This is a genomic window from Paraburkholderia humisilvae (assembly GCF_902859855.1).
GTDB lineage: Bacteria > Pseudomonadota > Gammaproteobacteria > Burkholderiales > Burkholderiaceae > Paraburkholderia > Paraburkholderia humisilvae.
This window is the reverse complement of record NZ_CADIKH010000038.1, coordinates 1-19944: the sequence shown is the minus strand read 5'-3', so window position 1 is coordinate 19944 and position 19944 is coordinate 1. Positions and strand designations below refer to the sequence as shown.

At 61.6% G+C, this 19944-nt stretch carries 14 protein-coding genes; 2 read left to right on the top strand and 12 right to left on the bottom strand.

Annotated elements, in window-relative coordinates; translation table 11 throughout:
* Positions 1 to 29: 29 nt before the first annotated feature.
* From HV796_RS29175 to HV796_RS29150, 6 genes are all read right to left on the bottom strand, one after another.
* Positions 30 to 755, bottom strand: a complete 726-nt coding sequence (locus HV796_RS29175) for an amino acid ABC transporter ATP-binding protein (protein WP_175230454.1) — start codon at positions 753 to 755, stop codon at positions 30 to 32.
* Positions 752 to 1429 carry a glutamate/aspartate ABC transporter permease GltK gene (gene gltK, locus HV796_RS29170; RefSeq protein WP_175230451.1) on the bottom strand — a complete coding sequence of 226 codons (678 nt, stop codon included), beginning with the start codon at positions 1427 to 1429 and terminating at the stop codon, positions 752 to 754. Before gltK ends, HV796_RS29175 begins: the two co-directional genes overlap by 4 nt.
* On the bottom strand, positions 1429 to 2169 hold the full coding sequence (locus HV796_RS29165) for an amino acid ABC transporter permease (RefSeq protein WP_175230448.1): 741 nt from the start codon (positions 2167 to 2169) through the stop codon (positions 1429 to 1431). Before HV796_RS29165 ends, gltK begins: the two co-directional genes overlap by 1 nt.
* 88 nt (positions 2170 to 2257) lie before the next feature.
* Complete coding sequence (locus HV796_RS29160) at positions 2258 to 3163, bottom strand: glutamate/aspartate ABC transporter substrate-binding protein (RefSeq protein ID WP_175230445.1); 906 nt, start codon at positions 3161 to 3163, stop codon at positions 2258 to 2260.
* Positions 3164 to 3403: 240 nt separating this feature from the next.
* Complete coding sequence (locus tag HV796_RS29155) at positions 3404 to 4708, bottom strand: Glu/Leu/Phe/Val family dehydrogenase (protein WP_175230442.1); 1305 nt, start codon at positions 4706 to 4708, stop codon at positions 3404 to 3406.
* A 154-nt stretch (positions 4709 to 4862) separates the two neighbouring features.
* A complete protein-coding gene (locus tag HV796_RS29150) occupies positions 4863 to 5822 on the bottom strand; it encodes a LysR family transcriptional regulator (RefSeq protein ID WP_175230439.1) in 960 nt (319 codons plus the stop codon).
* Positions 5823 to 6090: 268 nt separating this feature from the next.
* Here HV796_RS29150 and purB point away from each other — a divergent pair, with 268 nt between their 5' ends.
* Positions 6091 to 7479, top strand: a complete 1389-nt coding sequence (gene purB / locus HV796_RS29145; RefSeq protein ID WP_175230437.1) for an adenylosuccinate lyase — start codon at positions 6091 to 6093, stop codon at positions 7477 to 7479.
* Between the two features lie 141 nt (positions 7480 to 7620).
* On the opposite strand, the gene HV796_RS29140 is transcribed toward purB, so the two are convergent.
* The 5 genes from HV796_RS29140 to edd form a co-directional block, all read right to left on the bottom strand.
* Positions 7621 to 8487, bottom strand: a complete 867-nt coding sequence (locus HV796_RS29140; RefSeq protein ID WP_175230434.1) for a hypothetical protein — start codon at positions 8485 to 8487, stop codon at positions 7621 to 7623.
* 238 nt (positions 8488 to 8725) lie between these two features.
* Positions 8726 to 9220: a gluconokinase gene (locus HV796_RS29135; protein WP_175230432.1), complete on the bottom strand. Its 495-nt coding sequence runs from the start codon at positions 9218 to 9220 to the stop codon at positions 8726 to 8728.
* A gap of 10 nt (positions 9221 to 9230) precedes the next feature.
* Positions 9231 to 10592: a GntP family permease gene (locus HV796_RS29130; protein ID WP_175230429.1), complete on the bottom strand. Its 1362-nt coding sequence runs from the start codon at positions 10590 to 10592 to the stop codon at positions 9231 to 9233.
* Positions 10593 to 10840: 248 nt separating this feature from the next.
* Entirely contained in the window at positions 10841 to 11476 is a 636-nt protein-coding gene (gene eda, locus HV796_RS29125) for a bifunctional 4-hydroxy-2-oxoglutarate aldolase/2-dehydro-3-deoxy-phosphogluconate aldolase (protein ID WP_175230426.1), read from the bottom strand.
* An 11-nt stretch (positions 11477 to 11487) separates the two neighbouring features.
* Positions 11488 to 13434, bottom strand: coding sequence for a phosphogluconate dehydratase (edd, locus tag HV796_RS29120; RefSeq protein WP_175230423.1), 1947 nt, complete (start codon positions 13432 to 13434; stop codon positions 11488 to 11490).
* Positions 13435 to 13728: 294 nt separating this feature from the next.
* Here edd and HV796_RS29115 point away from each other — a divergent pair, with 294 nt between their 5' ends.
* Positions 13729 to 14574, top strand: a complete 846-nt coding sequence (locus tag HV796_RS29115; RefSeq protein ID WP_175230420.1) for a MurR/RpiR family transcriptional regulator — start codon at positions 13729 to 13731, stop codon at positions 14572 to 14574.
* A 200-nt stretch (positions 14575 to 14774) separates the two neighbouring features.
* Here HV796_RS29115 and HV796_RS29110 read toward each other — a convergent pair.
* A partial coding sequence (locus HV796_RS29110; RefSeq protein WP_425497101.1) for a YadA-like family protein occupies positions 14775 to 19944 on the bottom strand: 5170 nt, incomplete at its 5' end.

Below are 19944 nucleotides of genomic sequence, written 5' to 3'. Positions count from 1 at the left end.
CCATTTGCGTGATCACCCGGTCAAGCGTCTCAGTGCAGAATCTTTGCGAGGAAATCCTTCGCGCGGTCGGATTTCGGATTCGCGAAGAAATCTTCCTTGCGATCGTCTTCGACAATGAGGCCCTTGTCCATGAAGATCACGCGATGCGCGACCTTCTTCGCAAAGCCCATTTCGTGCGTCACGCACATCATCGTCATGCCTTCCTGCGCCAGTTCGACCATCACGTCGAGCACCTCGTTGATCATCTCCGGGTCGAGCGCGGACGTCGGTTCGTCGAACAGCATCGCGATCGGATCCATCGACAGCGCACGGGCGATCGCGACACGTTGCTGCTGGCCGCCCGACAACTGTCCCGGAAACTTGTCCGCATGCGCGCGCAAACCGACGCGGTCGAGCAATTTCAGGCCCTTCGCCGCCGCCTCGTCCTTTGAGCGGCCGAGCACTTTCACCTGTGCAAGCGTCAGATTCTCGGTAATCGACAGATGCGGAAACAGTTCGAAGTGCTGGAAGACCATGCCGACCTTTGCACGCAACTTCGACAGATTCGTTTTCTTGTCGGTCAGCGATTGACCGTTGATCACGATGTCGCCTTTCTGGAACGGCTCGAGACCGTTCACGGTCTTGATCAGCGTCGATTTACCGGAGCCCGACGGGCCGCACACGACGACCACCTCGCCTTTTTTGACTTCGGTTGTGCAGTCAGTCAGCACCTGGAACTGACCGTACCACTTCGAAACATTCTTGAGTGAGATCATCTTGCGACCTTTTTCTGAAGACTTTTGACGAGGCTCGACGCAACCACACAGATCACGAAGTAGCAGGCGCCCGCAAACAGTACCATCTCGACTGACGTACCGTCACGGTCGCCGATATTCGCCGCGGTACGGAAGAAGTCGGCGAGGCCGATCACGTACACGAGCGACGTATCCTGGAACAGCACAATGGCCTGCGTGAGCAGCAGCGGAATCATCGCGCGAAAGGCCTGCGGCAGCACGATCAGCTGCATCGCCTGCGCGTACGTCATACCGAGCGCGAACGCCGCATTGACCTGCCCGCGCGACACCGCCTGAATGCCGGCGCGGATAATCTCCGAGTAGTACGCGGCTTCGAACAGCGAGAACGCGACCATGGCCGACGCGAGCCGGATATCGATGTCTGGTGACAGCCCGAGCAGGTTCTGCAGCACCTGAGGCACGATCAGGAAGAACCACAGCAGCACCATCACAAGCGGGATCGAGCGGAACAGCGTGACATACATGCGCGCAAACCACGCGAGCGGCGTGATGCTGGACAGCCGCAGCAACGCGAGCACGGTTCCGATGACGATGCCGCAGACAATCGCGACGACCGTGATCTGGAACGTGATGATCGCGCCGCTCCACAACGTAGGCAGCGCGCCGGGAATACCACTCCAGTCGAAGTGATGCATCACTTGCCTCCGATATAGCCCGGCAGACGGGTCCTGTGTTCGAGCATGCGCATCAGTTGCATCACGACGAGGTTGATTACCATGTACGCGACGGTCACCGCGATAAACGACTCATAGGCCTGCGCGGTGTAGTCGACCAGTTGCCGCGCTTGCGCGGACAGTTCGAGCAAACCGATCGTCGACGCGACCGCGGAGTTCTTGAAAATATTCAGAAACTCGGACGTGATCGGCGGCACGATGATCCGGTAGGCGACCGGCAGCAACACATAACGGTATGTCTGCCATTGCGTGAGGCCGAGCGCGAGACCGGCGGCCCGCTGGCCTTTCGGTAGCGCGTTGATGCCCGAGCGCACCTGCTCGCACACTCGCGCCGCGGTGAACAGGCCGAGACAGAGGATCGACGACGAGAAGAACTGCGCGGTTGGCGGCAACTGCTTGAACCAGTTGCCGAGCGACACCGGCAGCAATTCCGGTATCACCAGATACCAGGTGAAAAACTGGACGATCAACGGGATGTTGCGAAAGATCGCGACGTAGACGGTGCCGATCGCGGCAAGCGTCCTGTTCGGCAAGGTGCGCAGCACGCCAAAGAACGATCCGACGATCAGCGCGATCACCCACGCTGACAGCGACACGACGATCGTCACCCAGAAGCCGGACATCAGCCAGCCGAGATAGGTGGTCGGCTCGCCGGTGGAAACCGGACTTAGCAGAATGCCCCAGTTCCAGTGGTAGGACATGACAAAGACTCCCACAAAAAGAAACGGAAGAAGCGCCCGGCCCCTTCCGTTCCGTTCAACTCGTTGCGATGATAACGGTTGATCGACGTTAGTCGATTGCCTTGTCGTTCGGGTTCTTGAACAGCGCCTTGATGTCGTCGCTTTGCGGGAAGTTCAGGTTCAGGCCCTTCGGCGGAATCGGCGACTCGAACCACTTCTTGTAGATCTGGTCGGCTTCGCCCGAGGTCTGGACCTTCGCGATCGCATCGTCGGCGACCTTCTTGAACTCCGGATCGTTCTTGCGCAGCATGCAGCCGTAAGCTTCACGCGATTGCGGCGTGCCAACGATGATGAAATCGTTCGGGTTGTTCGACTTCGCGCGCTCGCCGGCGAGCAGCGCGTCGTCCATCATGAACGCGGCGGCGCGGCCCGTCGACAGCGTCAGGAACGACTCGCCGTGGTCCTTCGCGCTGATGATGTTCATGCCCATGCTCTTGTCCTGATTCATCTTGCGCAGCAGGCGCTCGGACGTCGTACCCGCGGTCGTCACGACCGTCTTGCCCTTCAGATCCGGGAAGTCCTTGATGCCCGAGTCTTTCTTCGTCATCAGGCGTGTGCCGATTACGAAGATGGTGTTCGTGAACGCGACCTGCTGCTGGCGCTCGGCATTGTTCGTGGTCGAACCGCATTCGAGGTCGATCGTGCCGTTCTGCACGAGCGGAATGCGGTTTTGCGACGTAACCGGCGTCAGCTTCACCTTCAGGTTCGGCATGTTCAGCTTCTGCTTGACCGCCTCGACGACCTTCAGCGCCATTTCTTGCGAATAACCGACGACATTCTGTTTGTCGTCATAGTACGAAAACGGAATTGACGACTCGCGGTGACCCAGCGAAATAACCCCCGTATCCTTGATTTTCTTCAGCGTGCCAGCGTCCTGCGCATGTGCGCCCGCCGTAAACAAACCCGAAAACAGACCGACAGTCGCGAGAAGCAGCGCAGCTTTTTTAACCTTCATTTGTGATCTCCTTGGCAAATACCGGCGCCAGTGTATCAAAGTAAATATTCTGAAAGAATGGTCGTTAACCATGTTCGGACGCACGTGTTGCGTAAATCCAGCACCGCGTCCGGTATTGCGTTGAGCGCCCGGCCCCGCCGCAACGCATACGCAAAAGCGGACGGCATCTTACAACGCCGCCCGCCTGTGGTGTGCGCGATCATACAGAATCGCGCGCCATCCGTTTGTGAAAATTAAAAATCAGGGATAAAGGCCGCGCATCTCGCGCGCCATCAGGATCCGCTTGCACGCGACGATAAACGCCGCCGTGCGCACCGACACTTTCTGTTCGTCCGCGACCTGCCACACCGCCGCGAATGCTTCACGCATCACCCGCTCGAGCCGCTCGTTGATTTCATCCTCGGTCCAGAAGAAGCTCGAGAAATCCTGCACCCATTCGAAATACGACACGGTCACGCCACCCGCATTCGCGACCACGTCCGGAATCACCAGGATGCCCTTGTCGTGCAGGATGTCGTCAGCCGCGGTCGTGGTCGGCCCGTTCGCCCCTTCGACGATGATCTTCGTGCGGATGTTCGGCGCGTTGTTCGCGGTGATCTGGTTTTCGAGCGCGGCAGGAACCAGGAAGTCAGATTCGATCGACCAGAAGTCGTCATTGGCGATCGCGTCCGCCTCGCGGAATCCGCCAACGCCACCCGTCTTCGCGACGTGCTCGAGCAGCGCCCCCGCGTCGATACCGGTCGACTTGTGCAGCGTACCGGTGTGGTCCTGCACCGCGACGATTTTCGCGCCGGCTTCCTGGAAAAGCCGTGCCGCAATGCCGCCGACGTTGCCGAAGCCTTGCACCGCGACGCGTGCGCCTTCAATCGACAAACCGGTGCGCCGCGCCGCTTCGCAGCCGACCACGAACACGCCGCGGCCGGTTGCTTCACGGCGGCCGAGCGAACCGCCGAGCGTGATCGGCTTGCCCGTCACGACACCGGTGGCCGTCTGGCCCTGGTTCATCGAGTAGGTGTCCATCATCCACGCCATGATCTGCTCGTTCGTGTTCACGTCCGGCGCGGGGATATCGGTGTTAGGTCCGATGATGATGCCGATTTCGCTGGTGTAGCGGCGTGTCACGCGCTCGAGTTCGCCGCGCGACAGCTTGCGCGGGTCGACGCGGATACCGCCTTTCGCGCCGCCATACGGCACATTGACCGCCGCATTCTTGACCGACATCCATGCGGACAGCGCCATCACTTCCGACAGCGTCACGTCCTGGTGATAGCGCACGCCGCCCTTGCCGGGCCCACGCGACACGTTGTGCTGTACCCGGTAGCCTTCGAAATGGGCAACCGTGCCGTTATCGAGTTCGATGGGTACATCGACGATCAGAATGCGCTTCGGACGCTTCAGCGTCTCGATCCAGCGCGACTGCGCACCGAGATACGGCGCGACACGATCGACCTGACGCAGGTAGTTACCCCACGGACCCAGGTCGTCTTGATGCAGATAGGATGGCAAGGCTTCCGGCGATGTTTCGAACTTCGATTGGGATGACATGAAGACTCCGACGGTCAACGAATGTCGTCATTGTCGAAAATCGCCTGAATGAAGGCCAATGCCGTTTGATCATCCCGTTATGTTTTATTTGCATAACCTTCGGAAACGGCAAAAAGCTGTTGCGGACGGCGCGCTGCGGCCAGTGTTGAGCCGATTACCCCGCGTGCTGCGCAAGCTCCGCGGACACGACGTCCCACAGCGCGCGTACGAGCGTGTGACGCGGGTCGTCACCTTGTGCGGCCAGCTTGTCGCGATACAGGCGGATCTCCATCGTCAGGGTGAACTGGCCTTGCGGTCCGCCGCCGCGGGAGGCACGGTCGAGCCGGATCAGGCGGCCGTCCGCAACCGCATCTTCGACTGCGCTATGCGGCAAAAACGCGATGCCGTGTCCGGCGAGCGCCATCGCTTTCAGGCCCTCCGCCATGTCGGTTTCGTACACGCGATCGAGGTACAGCCGTTGCTGCGCGTTCGAGATGATCACCTCCGTCATCCGGCCCAGATATGCGTTCGGCGTGTAGGACAGGTAAGGCGCGGGCGCCTCCGGCGTGCCGGGCAGCGTGTGGCGCGCGCGGCCGGCGCGCCCTGGCGCTGAAAACGGACTGATCGGCTCGATGCCGAGCGTGAGCATGTCGTAGCGTGCGGGATCGAGCGCGACTGGATGGCTCGGATGGTGATAACCCATGATGAGGTCGCAGCCGCCTTCAACAAGCGACAACACCGCATCGTGCACGTTCAGCGCACGCAGGCGCGTGTGGATCGAACCGAGCTGCGCTTCGATGCGCTGCAGCCAGCGCGGAAAATAGGTCAGCGACAGCGTGTGCGGCACGGCGAATTCGATGGTTGCGGCGGGCGTCGCGGTGTGACCGCGCAGCAACGTGCGTGCTTCATGGAACTGCGACAGCATCGCCAGCGCCTGTTCGTAGAATACCTGGCCGGCGTTGGTCAGACGCGTCGGATACACCGAGCGGTCGATCAGCTCAGTACCGAGCCAAGCTTCGAGCGCCTGAATGCGACGCGAAAACGCCGGTTGCGTGACGTGCCGCAGTTCGGCCGAGCGGCTGAAGCTGCGGGTTTCCGCAAGCGACACGAAGTCTTCGAGCCATTTCAGTTCCATGCGAGAGCCTGCGAACGGTGGAGCAAGAGAAGTCAGCATTCTAGCGGCGGTCGTGGAGATAAACGCGAGCGCACAACGTAAAGCCGTAACCTCGAGCTCGCTCGGGCTTGTCTGCAGGCAACCATGCATGAAACACACAGGCCGGCGCCGAATCCAACCGGGAGCCCGAACTGCCGCCCGCGCTCGGACGCGCAAAGCAAAACGCCCGCGGTGGTAAAATTCGCGGTTCTCCCCGACTCCGTCCTGACGCCACGCGTCCCGTCCGATCATGTCCGACACTCGCCCCGATACCCTGTTCGCGCTGACCGCGCTGTCCCCGCTCGACGGCCGCTACGCGCCGAAAACCGAAGCCCTGCGCGACTGGCTCTCGGAAGCCGCATTCCTGCGCCATCGCGTGATGGTTGAAATTCACTGGCTGATCGCGCTGTCGCAAGCCGGTTTCGCCGAAGTGCCGCGCTTTTCGCCTGCTTCCGAGCAGTTCCTGCTGCAACTGGTCGAGCGCTTCACCGCGCACGACGCTGCACGGATCAAGGAAATCGAGCGTGTGACGAATCACGACGTCAAGGCGGTCGAGTACTGGCTGAAGGAGTCGGTGAAGGGTCAGCCCGAGCTCGAGCGTGCGAGCGAGTTCATCCACTTCGCGTGCACGTCGGAGGACATCAACAATACGTCGCACGGTCTGATGCTTGCCGGTGCACGCGAGCATGTGATCCTGCCCGCGCTGCGTTCGGTGCATCAACGGCTGATCGCGCTTGCGCATGCGCAGGCCGGACAGCCGATGCTGTCTCGCACGCACGGCCAACCGGCCAGCCCGACGACGCTCGGCAAGGAAATCGCGAACGTCGCCGCGCGTCTCGCGCGCGCAATCGAGCGCATCGCGAAGGTCGAACTGCTGGGCAAGATGAACGGCGCGGTGGGCAATTTCAATGCGCATCTGTCCGCGTATCCGGAGTTCGATTGGGAGGCGTTCTCGCGCAAGGTCGTCGAAGCGCGTCTGAAGCTCACGTTCAATCCGTACACAATCCAGATCGAGCCGCACGACTACATGGCGGAACTGTTCGACGCAGTCGCGCGCGCTAATACGATCCTGCTCGATCTCGATCGTGACGTGTGGGGCTATATCTCGCTGGGTTACTTCAAGCAGAGGACGAAGGCCGGCGAGATCGGTTCGTCGACGATGCCGCACAAGGTCAACCCGATCGACTTCGAAAACTCCGAAGGTAATCTCGGCCTCGCGAACGCGACATTGCGTCACCTGGCGGACAAGCTGCCGGTGTCGCGCTGGCAGCGCGATCTGACCGATTCAACCGTGCTGCGCAATATCGGCGTCGCGTTCGGCTACTCGCTGCTCGCGTACGACGCGCTGATCCGCGGCCTGGACAAACTCGAGGTGAATCCGCAACGGCTGAACGAAGATCTCGACAACTGCTGGGAAGTGCTCGCCGAGCCGGTGCAAACGGTGATGCGGCGCTACGGCATCGAAAACCCGTATGAGCAGTTGAAGGAACTGACGCGCGGCAAGGGCATTACGCGGGATGCGCTGCAGACGTTTATCGGCGGGCTGAATATTCCGGCTGACGCGAAAGAGCGACTGCTGGCGATGACGCCGGGTTCATATGTGGGTAAGGCGGTCGAGCTGGCGAAGCGGATTACCTGAGTGAAGGGATACAGCGTCTGCAAACCGAGGGATGCCTGCAAGAAATCTCTTAACGATGCCGTTCAGTCGCGTTACTGAGCGGCATTTTTGTTTTGGCTGGTCACCTCGCAACGAATGAGCGACAGACGGGCGAACTCAACGTCAAACCAGGCGCGGAACCCCGGACGCCTGCAGCTCGGCAATCGACAAGTAGCGTGTCTCCCGAAACGGCCGCAACACCTTCCCCGAATCGGCAGTATGGTACATGTAGTAGTACAGCCCATTCGTCGTAGTCAACTGTAAGAACGCCTGCTGGAAGAATGTTCCATCCCAAAGTCGGGCTAGCGAAACGTCCATATCCAGCAAGGTCTGCCTAAGACTTGAGACTTCTTGCCGAAGCGCAAGCATCATGGCGCCCGGACTCTTCGGCACGCGAGGCGGTTCGGTTTCTCTCACCGTATATTTGATATTCCACAGTGGCGTGTGATGTCCGATCTGGTCTCGCACGCGCTTGTGTCTTTCCAGCCGACGAAGCAACGGTATCCAGGTCTTCGCGGCGTCAGCCCATAATTTTTTATCCTTTAGCGGGCCGTAATTCGGAAATATTGCTTCTACGAGACGGTAGCGGCGATTGACGTGAACCTGGCGCAGCACTTCGACCCAGAAGCCAAATGACATCGCGGCGACAAAATCATCGGGACAACCGATGCGTGCGTTGCCGGCTGCGTCCGTCGCGCTCAGCAGCTCATCGGCTCTGCTTTGAAGCTTCGTCTGAAGCGGCATTGAATTGCGCGCACCGGCATACCACGCAGCGGCATACATGCGACTTAGGCCGACATGCAGACGATTCCGAAGGGAGATTTCGACGAGACAGATGAGCGGCCACATCGCAGCCGCGACCGATTGATGCCAGACCAACGCGCCAAGACATTGCGCCTGGTTCTCCGCTTTGAAGAAGGCGTGGAACGCGCTGATACGCGCAAGAGAAAACGTATCCGTGACAACTGACGCAGGAATGTTGTGTGGCATCTGAAACCTCTGGTACACTGGCGTTGCGCCTGAGGAATCGGACCACTTGCTGGCTTCTGGCTAGTCCAATGTCCCCGACTGGTAACGAATTGAAAGCCGCCTTCGGGCGGCTTTCGCTTTTTTGCCTCGCTTTTTCGCCTCGAGTACCTGCCGGTCCAAGTTCAGTGCCCGAAGTCGAAACGGACAATTGTTACCCATCTCGACCGTCGTTTGAAGTAGAAAACTCCGAGAAATGCAATCAGCGGCGCTTTAACTGATCGAGCACGTTGTCGACAATCCGCTCCGGCGTCAGTTCGATGCTGACCGAAATCGCTTCGTCCTGTCCCGGCTCTTCGAGCGTGTCCAACTGGCTCTGCAACAGCGACGGATCGAAGAAGTGCCCGGTGCGCGCCGTGAGCCGTTCCTCCAGTACCTCGCGCGTCCCCTTCAGATAGACGAAGCACACGTCCGTGTCGCCGGCGCGCAATATGTCGCGATATGAACGCTTGAGCGACGAGCACGTGAACACCGCTGTCTCGTGCGCCCGCTGCTTTTCTTCGATCGCCGCGCGAATCGTCTTCAACCACGGCCAGCGGTCTTCGTCGGTGAGCGGTATGCCTTTGTGCATCTTCTCCTTGTTCGCCTCGCTGTGAAATGCGTCTCCATCCGTGAAGGTGCAGTGCAAACGCTCGGCCAGCAACTCGCCGATACGGGTCTTACCGGCGCCCGATACGCCCATCGCAATCAGAATCATCGAACACTCCTTACAGGACCGCCGCCAGTGCAAAGGTCAGTCCCAAACCCAGCAACGAAATGATGGTCTCGCACAGCGACCAGGTCTTGAACGTTTGACCCACCGTCATGCCGAAGTATTCCTTGATCAGCCAGAAGCCGCCGTCATTCACGTGCGAGAAAATCAGCGAGCCCGAGCCGGTCGCCAGCACAAGCAATTCCGGCTTCACCGCCGCCGCGCCCGCCGATGCGATCGGCGCGACGATGCCGCACGCGGTCGTCATCGCGACCGTGGCCGAGCCGGTCGCGAGGCGAATCAGCGCGGCCACGCTCCAGCCCAGCAGCAGCGGCGAAAGATGCGCGGACGTCGCCGTCTCGACGATCTGCTTCGAAATACCACTATCCATCAATACGCGTCCGAAGCCGCCACCCGCACCGACAATCAGCGTAATGCCCGCGATCGGCGCAAGGCACTCGCCGCAAAACTTCTGGATCTGTTCGCGATTGAAACCGCGCTGCGCACCGAACGTCCAGAAGCTGACGAGCACCGCGATCAGCAGTGCGACGTCGGTGTTGCCGATGAAATGCAACAGCTCGTTCGCGAGCGTCTTTGGTGTGGATACGAGATCGGCCCAGCTGCCGATCAGCATCAGGATGACCGGCAACAGGATGGTGAAAAGTGTCACGCTGAAGCTGGGCAGTTCGCGCGCTTCCTTATGCTCATCGGACGCGACAAATTGCGCCGCCAGCGGATTATTCTCGGGCAGCGCGATATAACGATGAATCAGCAGCGCGAATAACGGTCCCGCGACAATGGCCGTCGGCACGCCGACGATCAGCCCGTACACAATCGTCCTGCCGATATCCGCGTGATACGCCTGCACCGCGAGCAACGCGGCCGGGTGCGGCGGAATCAGCCCGTGCACGACGGACAAACCCGCGACCATCGGCAACCCGACCAGCAGCAGCGATTTGCCGGTGCGCTTCGCGACGTTGAACGCGATCGGAATCAGCAGCACGAAGCCCACTTCGAAAAACACCGGCAAGCCGACGATGATCGCGACGAACATCATCGCCCAGTGAATGTTCTTTTCGCCGAACCAGTGAATCAGCGTGGTCGCGATGCGCTCGGCGCCGCCCGATTCGGCCATCATCTTGCCGAGCATCGTGCCCAGGCCGACGACGATCGCGATATGGCCAAGCGTGTTGCCGTTGCCCGTTTCGAACGACTTCACGATCGACCCGATCGGCATACCGACCGCAAGCCCCAGCAGCAGCGAAACGATGAGCAGAACGAGGAACGGATAGACCTTGAAGCGGGTGATCATCAGGATCAGCACCGCAATCGCGATCACGGCATAGATCAGTAGCATGCTGCCGTGGACAGCTTCCATGAAGCTCCTCCTTTGCGTTATTGGTTTTGAATGCAGAGTGCGGCTGCGCGTCGCGTACAGGACGCGAATTTTACTGCGTGCGTGTTCGAACCGCGCGACCCGTGCGGGAGCCGTGTTCGAGCGGCGCGCGACTGCTCGAACATCCAAAGCAAAAGAGCCTCGCGTTCGCAGCCATGCGGCTGGAATGGCGAGGCTCCGTCATGCTGAACCTGGGCGCTGGATGAATCAGCAGTGAAAGCGCATCGGGTTCAGTGCGGGGCGAGCGCGCTGGCTGCGCGCGCAAGACGCGTGACTTCGTCCCAGTTCTGCGCAGCGAGCGCGGCCTTCGGCGTGAGCCACGAACCGCCGACGCATACGACGTTCGGCAGCGCGAGAAAATTCGGCGCGGATTCCGCGGTAATGCCGCCGGTCGGACAGAACTTGAGCGACGGGAACGGCCCTTGAAACGCTTGCAGCATCGGTATGCCACCCGCTTGCTGCGCGGGGAAGAATTTCACGATCTCATAGCCGAGTTCGAGCGCGACGATGATGTCCGATGGCGTCATCACACCCGGCAACAGCGGCAATCCCGCGTCCTGCGCGGCCTTATGCATGTCTTTTGTCAGGCCGGGCGACACGCCGAACTGCGCGCCGGCCTTCCTGGCGAGCGCACATTGCTCGGGCTTCGTAATCGTGCCGACGCCAACCACGATGTCTTCGGCCAGTTGGCTCGCGCGCTCGATCGCTTTCAGACCCGCCTCGGTGCGCAGCGTGATTTCGAGCACTTTCACGCCGCCGGCATGCAATGCACGCGACACGTGCTCGCCTTGCTCGACCGAATCGAACGCGAGCACCGGAATAACCGGACCGAGCCGCACGATGTCGCTTACTTTCTTTGCCGTCATGGTCACACTCCTTACTTGTGCATCGCGTGGGCGGGTTGCGCGTGTGCGGCTTCTGCCGTGGCGTGCTTCGATGGATGGGCCGCAGCCTGCGCGAGCACGTGCCCGCGGGCACCGTCATGGGCCGCCTCGCCGACGAGCGGCCCGAATACGGACGCACCCAACTCAGCCGGCGCCGCCGACGCACGGAACACCCCGAACAGCTCGCGACCAAAACCCACTTCGTTGTCCGCCTGATGATGGCATTCGGCCAGTGGCCGTGCCGCCCATTGCGCGTCGTCGATCTCGATGTCGAGCACGCCCGCTTCCGCGTCGATCACGATCATGTCGCCGGTGCACACCTTGCCGAGCGGACCTTGCAGCAGCGCTTCGGGCGATATGTGAATCACGGCGGGCACCTTACCCGATGCACCGGACATCCGCCCATCCGTGACCAGCGCGACATGGAAACCATGATCCTGCAATACACCCAGAAGCGGCGTCAAACGATGCAGTTCAGGCATGCCGTTTGCGCGAGCGCCCTGGAAGCGCACCACCGCGACGAAATCACGCTTCAGCTCGCCTCTGTCGAACGCTTCCTGTACCGCTTCCTGCGAATCGAACACGATGGCCGGCGCCTTCACCGCACGATGCTCGGGCGCAACCGCGGAGATCTTGATCACGCCGCGGCCCAGCTTGCCCTGCATCAGGCGCAACCCGCCATCGGGCTGGAACGGCTCCTTGGTGGCCCGCAACACCTTTGTGTCGTGGCTTTCAGTCGCCCCCGGGACCCACGTCAGCTTGCCGTCGATCAGCTTCGGCTCCTGCGTGTAATGCGCGAGGCCCTTGCCGGCGACCGTGTTCACGTCGTCATGCAGCAAACCGCCTTCGAGCAGATTGCGAACCAGCAAAGCGACGCCGCCCGCTGCGTGGAAGTGATTCACGTCGGCCTTTCCGTTCGGGTAGATCTTGGCGAGCAGCGGCACTGCTTGCGACAACGCATCGAAATCGTCCCAGTCGATGATCACGCCGGCCGCGCGCGCCATCGCGACGAGGTGCAGCGTGTGGTTCGTCGAGCCGCCCGTGGCGAGCAGCGCGACAATCCCGTTCACGACAGCCTTCTCGTCGATCACATGACCAATCGGCATATAGTTGCCGCGGTCGGCCGTCAGATCGAGCACGCGGCGCGCGGCCTGCGCAGTGAGCGCATCGCGCAACTGCGTGTGCGGATGCACGAACGCCGAGCCCGGCAGATGCATGCCCATCACTTCCATCAGCATCTGATTACTGTTCGCCGTGCCGTAGAACGTGCAGGTGCCATGGCTGTGATACGCGGCGGCCTCCGCTTCGAGCAGCGCACCGCGATCGCACCCGCCGGTCGCGAATTGCTGGCGAATCCTGGCTTTATCGTCGTTCGACAGGCCGCTCGTCATCGGGCCGGCCGGCACGAAGATGGTCGGCAGATGACCAAATTGCAGCGCGCCTATCATCAGGCCCGGTACGATCTTGTCGCACACGCCAAGGCACAGCGCCGCATCGAACATATTGTGTGTCAGCGCGACAGCCGTGCTCATCGCGATCACTTCGCGCGAGAACAGTGACAGTTCCATCCCCGCGTTGCCCTGCGTGATGCCATCGCACATCGCGGGCACGCCGCCCGCGAATTGCGCGACGCCGCCGTTTTCGCGCGCGGCGGCTTTGATGATGTCGGGGAATGTCTTGTACGGCGCATGCGCGGACAGCATCTCGTTGTACGACGACACGATGCCGATGTTCGGCTGGCCGATCGTTTTAATCGCGAACTTGTCGTTACCTTCGAGTCCGGCAAAGCCGTGCGCGAGGTTCGCGCATGACAGCGCGCCGCGCGCCGGGAAATGGCCCTGCGCCTGCTCGATGCGCGCCAGGTAGGCGTCGCGAGTCGGTTTGCTGCGCTCGATCACGCGGCGCGTGACCTTCATCAGTTGCGAATGCGGGGAAACCATTGATGCTCCTTCGTCGCTGGCTGGCGGCTGCTTGAGCGCAGCGCCGGATGCGGTATCGCGGGGACGGCTTTCACGCCGTGCAAACGGAGTTTAGTAGAAAAACTACATTGAATCAATGTGGCCAACGCTGAATTCGAGATTCAGTGAATCGCCTCATGAGCTGTATATTTACAGGGTTTCAGTAAAACACGGTGAAATCAGGGTAATCACCTATACGTCGATATGTAGTTTTTGTACACATCCTGTTGATCAGCTATAGTCCACTCGTTTCTTCAGCATAGTGCGAGTTCTCCGATGATGTTGTCCCAAGTGGAAGCGATGCGTGACCAGCTTCGCCCGTCCGAACGCAAGCTCGCCGACTACGTGATCGAGGCGCCACGCGAGGTACTGGACCTGTCGATGACCGAGTTCGCGGAGCGTGCCGGCGTAAGCCAGCCGACCATTGCGCGGTTCTGTCATGCGCTCGGATTTTCGGGGTTTCGCGAATTCAAGATTCGCCTTGCGCAGGGGATTGCAGGAGACGTGCCTGCCGTCTATCGGGACGTGCGGCCAGATGAACCAGCGCCGGGCGTGGCCGCGAAGGTACTGGACCGGACCATTGGCGCACTGATCCAGGTGCGCAACAATCTGTCGACCGACAGCGTCGCGGCAGCCATCGACATGCTCGCGCATGCGCGGCGGATCGAGTTCTACGGCGCGGGCGGTTCGGGGGTCGCGGCGCTGGATATGCAGCACAAGTTTTTTCGGCTCGGGATGCCAAGCGTCGCGTATTCGGACCCGCATACCTTTCTGATGTCGGCGGCGCTACTCGGCAAAGGCGACGTGGTGGTGGCCATTTCAAATACCGGACGCACGCGCGACATCGTCGATGCGGCGAAATCGGCGCTCGCGGCCGGCGCGAAGGTGATCGCAGTCACACACGGCAATTCGCCGCTCGCGCGGACTGCGTCGATTGGGCTCTTTGCGAACGTCGATGAAGATACCGATATTTTTTCGCCCATGACGTCGCGCACATCGCATCTCGCGATTGGCGACATTCTGGCGGTAGGCGTCGCGCTACAGCGCGGGCCTGCACTGGCGGAGAAGCTGGCCGGCGCAAAGGGGCTGATTGCGCGCAGGCGGATCGGCCCGGACGAGTAAAGCAAACGGGTTTGCCGCATCCGTCGTTCGAAGATCCGCGGTCACATCGTGTATGGCACAGCCGACGGCTCGATAAAAAAACAGGCTCCCGAAGGAGCCCGTTTTGCCTGCTGCCCGAAAAAACATCTACATCGACGGCTACATCGATCGTGCAACCCGCGGTCGAGCGGCGACGACCGCGCCGCTCTTCCGCTTATGGCTTACCACTGGTACGAAGCACCCGCACCCACCGTCGTGCCGTTGCCAGGCGCCATACCCGCACCGAGCTTCACCTTCAGGTTCTGCGTGATGCGAGCCGAAGCGCCGAGCGCGACAGCCTGATAGCCTTTGTAGTTGCCCGTGCCGACACCGACCGCGATCGTCTTGCCTTGATCGACGTCCGGAATCATCGTCAGCGCGGTTGCCGCGGCGATACCACCGTACGCATTCTTCGCGACGCTGTTCACCTGCGACTGCATCGAGTTGATGCGTTGATCGGTGTAGTCCTTCGCCGACATACCTCCCGGCAGATCGCCGACGCGCGAATCGGTGTAGCTGTTCGCGCTGGCGACCGCGTCGTTCAACTGACCGACGTTGACCGCATCGGTCGTGTCGGTGCCTGCGGCGACGTTGGTGATCTTCTTGCCCCCCGCGTCGTTGTTCCAGCTGCCGCCGCCACCGCTGATATTGGTGACCTGGCCTTCGACGACCGTCACCCGGTTGTCGAGGTTCGTCACCTGACCTTGCAGCGCCGACAACTGACCGAAGTTCACCGCATCGTACTTGCTCGCGCCGTCCGCGACGTTGGTCAGGACCACCGGGGCGCCGGTGCCGCCGGCAATGCCGCCCAGCGTGATCCGGTCATGCGCCGACGTGTCGTACATCACTGCATCGCCAATATGGTCGACGTTGTAGTTGATGTCATCGATGCGTTTGTTAGTCGCATACAACTGCGAACCGTTAACCGCATCGGTGCTGTCTACCGACAACTTGCCCTCCGCCACGTTATGCAGCGCCACTGGCGCAGTCGCGCCTTTCTCGCCGAACGTCACCGAGTCCTTCGCCGCGCTGTCGTATACCACGGCGAGCGACTTGCCGGTCGTGCCGTCGATCACACCGCCGTCGATCAGCGTGTTCCTGATGTTGGTAATGTCACCGGTATTCTGCGTGACACGTCCGTCCAGGTTGGTGATGGCATCGCCCACCGTATGAACGGTCGTCGAGCCTTCGTTCAGCGAGTACGTCGGAGCGGAAATCGAGCCGTCCGTGTTCACCGTCGAACCACCGCCGAGCGCGGTCGCCGTGCTGTTAGCCACGTTGTACAACTGCGAGCCGTTGATCGCGTCCTTGCTGGTTGCGTTCACCGCACCGGCCTTCACGTTCGCGATGGTCGTACCGTTTGCGCCGCCGAGCGTAACCTTGCTCTTCGCCGCATCGTCGTACGACACGAACGCGTTGGTGACAGTACCTGACGTATCGATGTTCAGACCCGCCGCCTTCAACTGCGCGACGTTCACCGCGTCCTTGTCGGCCACACCGGCGTTTACGTTCGACAGGATCGTGCCGTTCGCGCCGTTGAACGTCACCTTGTCGTGCGTCGACGTGTCGTACTTGATGCCATCGACCGAACCGGTTGCCGCCTGCGCGTCGACCGCCGCGAGTGCCGAGCCGACGTCGCTATACGTGCTGCCCGCGATGTTGTAGCTCGGCTTCGTGACCTTGCCGTTCGCATCCACAGACGAACCGCCACCCAGCGCCGCAGCCGTGCTGCCGGCTGTGTTGTACAACTGCGCGCCATTGACCGCGTCCGTGCTGGTCGCGCTGATGCCGCCCGCCTTCAGGTTCGTGATCGTCGTGCCGGCCGCACCGCCAGCCAGCGTCACCTTGTCGTGCGCCGACGTGTCGTACTTCACCGCGTCCGACAATTGACCGTTGATCGTCGTGATCTGCGTGTTCAGCGTCGTGATGTCGCCGGTGTTCTTCGCGACATCCTGATTCGTCGCATACAGCTGCGAACCGTTCACCGCGTCCGTGCTGGTGGCGCTCAGCGTGGCCGCTTTCACGTTCGTGATCGTCGTGCCCGCCGTACCGCCAGCCAACGTGACCTTGCCCTTCGTCGCGTCGTCGTACGCGACGAACGAGTTCGTCACCGTGCCCGACGTATCGACATTCAGGCCCGCTGCCTTCAGCTGAGCGAGGTTCACCGCGTCGGTGTCAGCCGTACCGGCCATCACGTTCGACAGTTTCGTGCCGCTTGTGCCGCTAAACGTCACCTGATCGTGCGCCGACGTGTCGTACTTGATGCCATCGACCGAACCGGTTGCCGCCTGCGCGTCGACCGCCGCGAGTGCCGAGCCGACGTCGCCATACGTGCTGCCCGCGACGTTGTAGCTCGGTTTCGTGACCTTGCCGTTCGCATCCACAGACGAACCGCCACCCAGCGCCGCAGCCGCGCTGCTGGCCGAGTTGTACAGCTGCGAGCCGTTGACCGCGTCCGTGCTGGTCGCGCTGATGCCGCCCGCCTTCAGGTTCGTGATCGTCGTGCCCGCCGTACCGCCAGCCAACGTGACCTTGCCCTTCGTCGCGTCGTCGTACGCGACGAACGAGTTCGTCACCGCACCCGACGTATCGATGTTCAGACCCGCCGCCTTCAGTTGCGCAACGTTCACCGCGTCCATATCGGCCACGCCGGCGTTCACGTTCGACAGCAGCGTGCCGCCCGTACCGCTAAGCGTCACCTTGTCGTGCGCGGACGTGTCGTACTTCACACCGTCGGCCGAGCCGGTGGCCGCTTTTGCGTCGACCGCCGCGAGGGCCGAGCCGACGTCGTTATACGTGCTGCCCGCGACGTTGTAGGTTGGCTTACTGATCGTGCCATCGCTGTTCACGCCCGCATTGCCGCCGAGCGCCGAGGTCACACCCTTCAGTTGCGACACATTGACTGCATCGTAGTCTTGCGAACCGGCCGCCACATTGATGATCTGGCGACGCACGACGCTCGTGCCCATACCCGGCACCGCCGACGAGCCGACCGACACTGTGTTCGCACGATTGTCGTCCGAGCTGTTTGCACCCAGCACCACGCTGCCTTCCGTGCCGGCGATGATATTGCTGCCGATCGCGACGGTGTTCTTCCCGCCCACCGACACGTTGCTGCCGATCGCCACCGCGTTGTCCGAATCCGTGTTCACTTCGGTGCCATTGCTGCCGATCGCCACGGAATTAATCGATGACGCCGAAACCGTCGAACCGATGCCGACCGCCGAGTCGGCGCCGATGGCGATGTTCTGGCCTACGGCCACGCCATTCGAGCCCAGCACGCTGACGTTCTGCCCGGCGGCTACCGCGTTGTCCGCGTTGGCGTGCGCGTTCAGACCCATCGCGATGCCGTTCTTGCCGAGCGCGTCGGTCGGCGTCGACAGCGTGGTCGGCCCCGCTACGATCAGCTGGTCCGGCGTCTTGCTGGACGTCGCGCCAAGCAGCATCATCGAAGTGACGAGATTGCCACTACTCTTCACACCTGCGTTGGTGATCGCTGCACCGATGGCCGTGTTCATCTGGCCGACCGTCACCGCATCGCTAATGCTTACACCGTCAGCCACGTTCACGATACGGCGCTTGCTGGTCGTCGAACCGACCGCGAACGTATTTGCTTGCGACGTCGACGAACCGTAGCCGATCGCAACCGAGTTTGCCGCCATTGCGCGGGCATTCGCGCCGATCGCGAGCGCGCCGTCGCCCATCGCCTGGGCGAAACCGCCGATCGCAACTGCGTCGGCGCCCGCCGCCGTCGCATCGAGTGCATTCGTGTCGCCAAACTTGATGTACTTCAGCTTCGGTGCGATTTCGACCATCGCCGACGACATGTCGGTAATGCGTGTGTCGAGCGCGGTAACCGCGCCGTCGACGCCGTCGACCGTCTTGCCGCCCACGGTGTACTCCGGCATCGAAATGCTGCCGTCCGTGTTGACCGTCGAACCGCCGCCCAACGCCTTCGTTTCGCTGGACGCGAGGGTGTACAGCTGTGAACCGTTGATCGCGTCCGTGCTGGATGCGTTGACCGCGCCTGCCTTCACGTTCGTAATGGTCGTGCCGGCCGTGCCGCCTGCCAGCGTCACGTTGCCCTTCGTCGCATCGTCGTACGCGACGAACGAGTTGGTCACGTTGCCCGACGTGTCCACATTCAGGCCCGCCGCTTTCAGCTGCGCCATGTTCACAGCATCGGTATCCGCCTTGCCTGCCGATACGCCCTTCAGCTGACGCGCGCCCGCCGTGCCGGTGAAGTCGACCGTCGTGCCGTCGGTCGCCTTCGCCACCGTGATCGTCTTTGTCGACGCGTCCTGCTGGACCAACCCGATCTTGCCGTTGTTGATGTTGTTCGTCAGGTTCGTGATCGACGTCGTGTTACCCGTCGTCGCCGTATCGATCGCGGCCAGCGCCGAGCCTACATCGCTCGTCGTCTGACCCTGGACCGTATACGTCGGCGCCTTGATGGTGCCGTCCGTGTTCACTGCCGCACCACCACCGAGCGCCGTTGCGACGCTGCTCGCTTCACCGTACAGCTGCGCGCCGTTGATGGCGTCCGTGCTGGCTGCGCCGACTGCCCCCGCCTTCACGTTGGTGATCGTCGTGCCGGCCGTGCCGCCTGCCAGGGTGACCTTGCCCTTGGTCAAATCGTCGTACGCGACGAACGAGTTGGTCACGTTGCCCGACGTGTCGACATTCAGGCCGGCATCTTTCAGCTGCGCCAGATTCACGGCATCCGTGTCTGCCACACCGGCCTTCACGTTCGACAGCGTCGTACCTTCGTCACCGCCAAACGTCACCTTGTCATGCGCCGACGTGTCGTATTTCACACCGTCAACCGAGCCTGCTGCGGCCTTCGCGTCAACCGCGGCCAACGCCGAGCCAACGTCCGTGTAGGTACTGCCTGCGACGTCGTAACTCGGCTTTTTGACCTTACCGTCCGCGTCGACCGACGAGCCGCCGCCGAGCGCTGCCGCCGTGCTGCTGGCCGTGTTGTACAGCTGGGAGCCATTGATCGCGTCCATGCTGGTCGCTCCGATCGCACCAGCCTTCACGTTGGTGATCGTCGTGCCCGATGTGCCACCTGCCAGTGTGACTTTGCCCTGGGTCGAATCGTCATACGCGACGAACGAGTTTGTTACGTTACCCGATGTGTCCACGTTCAGGCCCGCTGCTTTCAGCTGTGCCGTGTTCACGGCGTCCATGTCGGCCGAGCCCGCCTTCACGTTCGTGATCGTCGTGCCGTTCGTGCCACCCGCCAGCGTCACCTTGTCATGTGAGGACGCGTCATACTTCACCGTGTCGGCCAGTTCGCCGTTGATGTTCGTGATCTGCGTGTTCAGCGAGCTCACGTTCTGGTTCGTC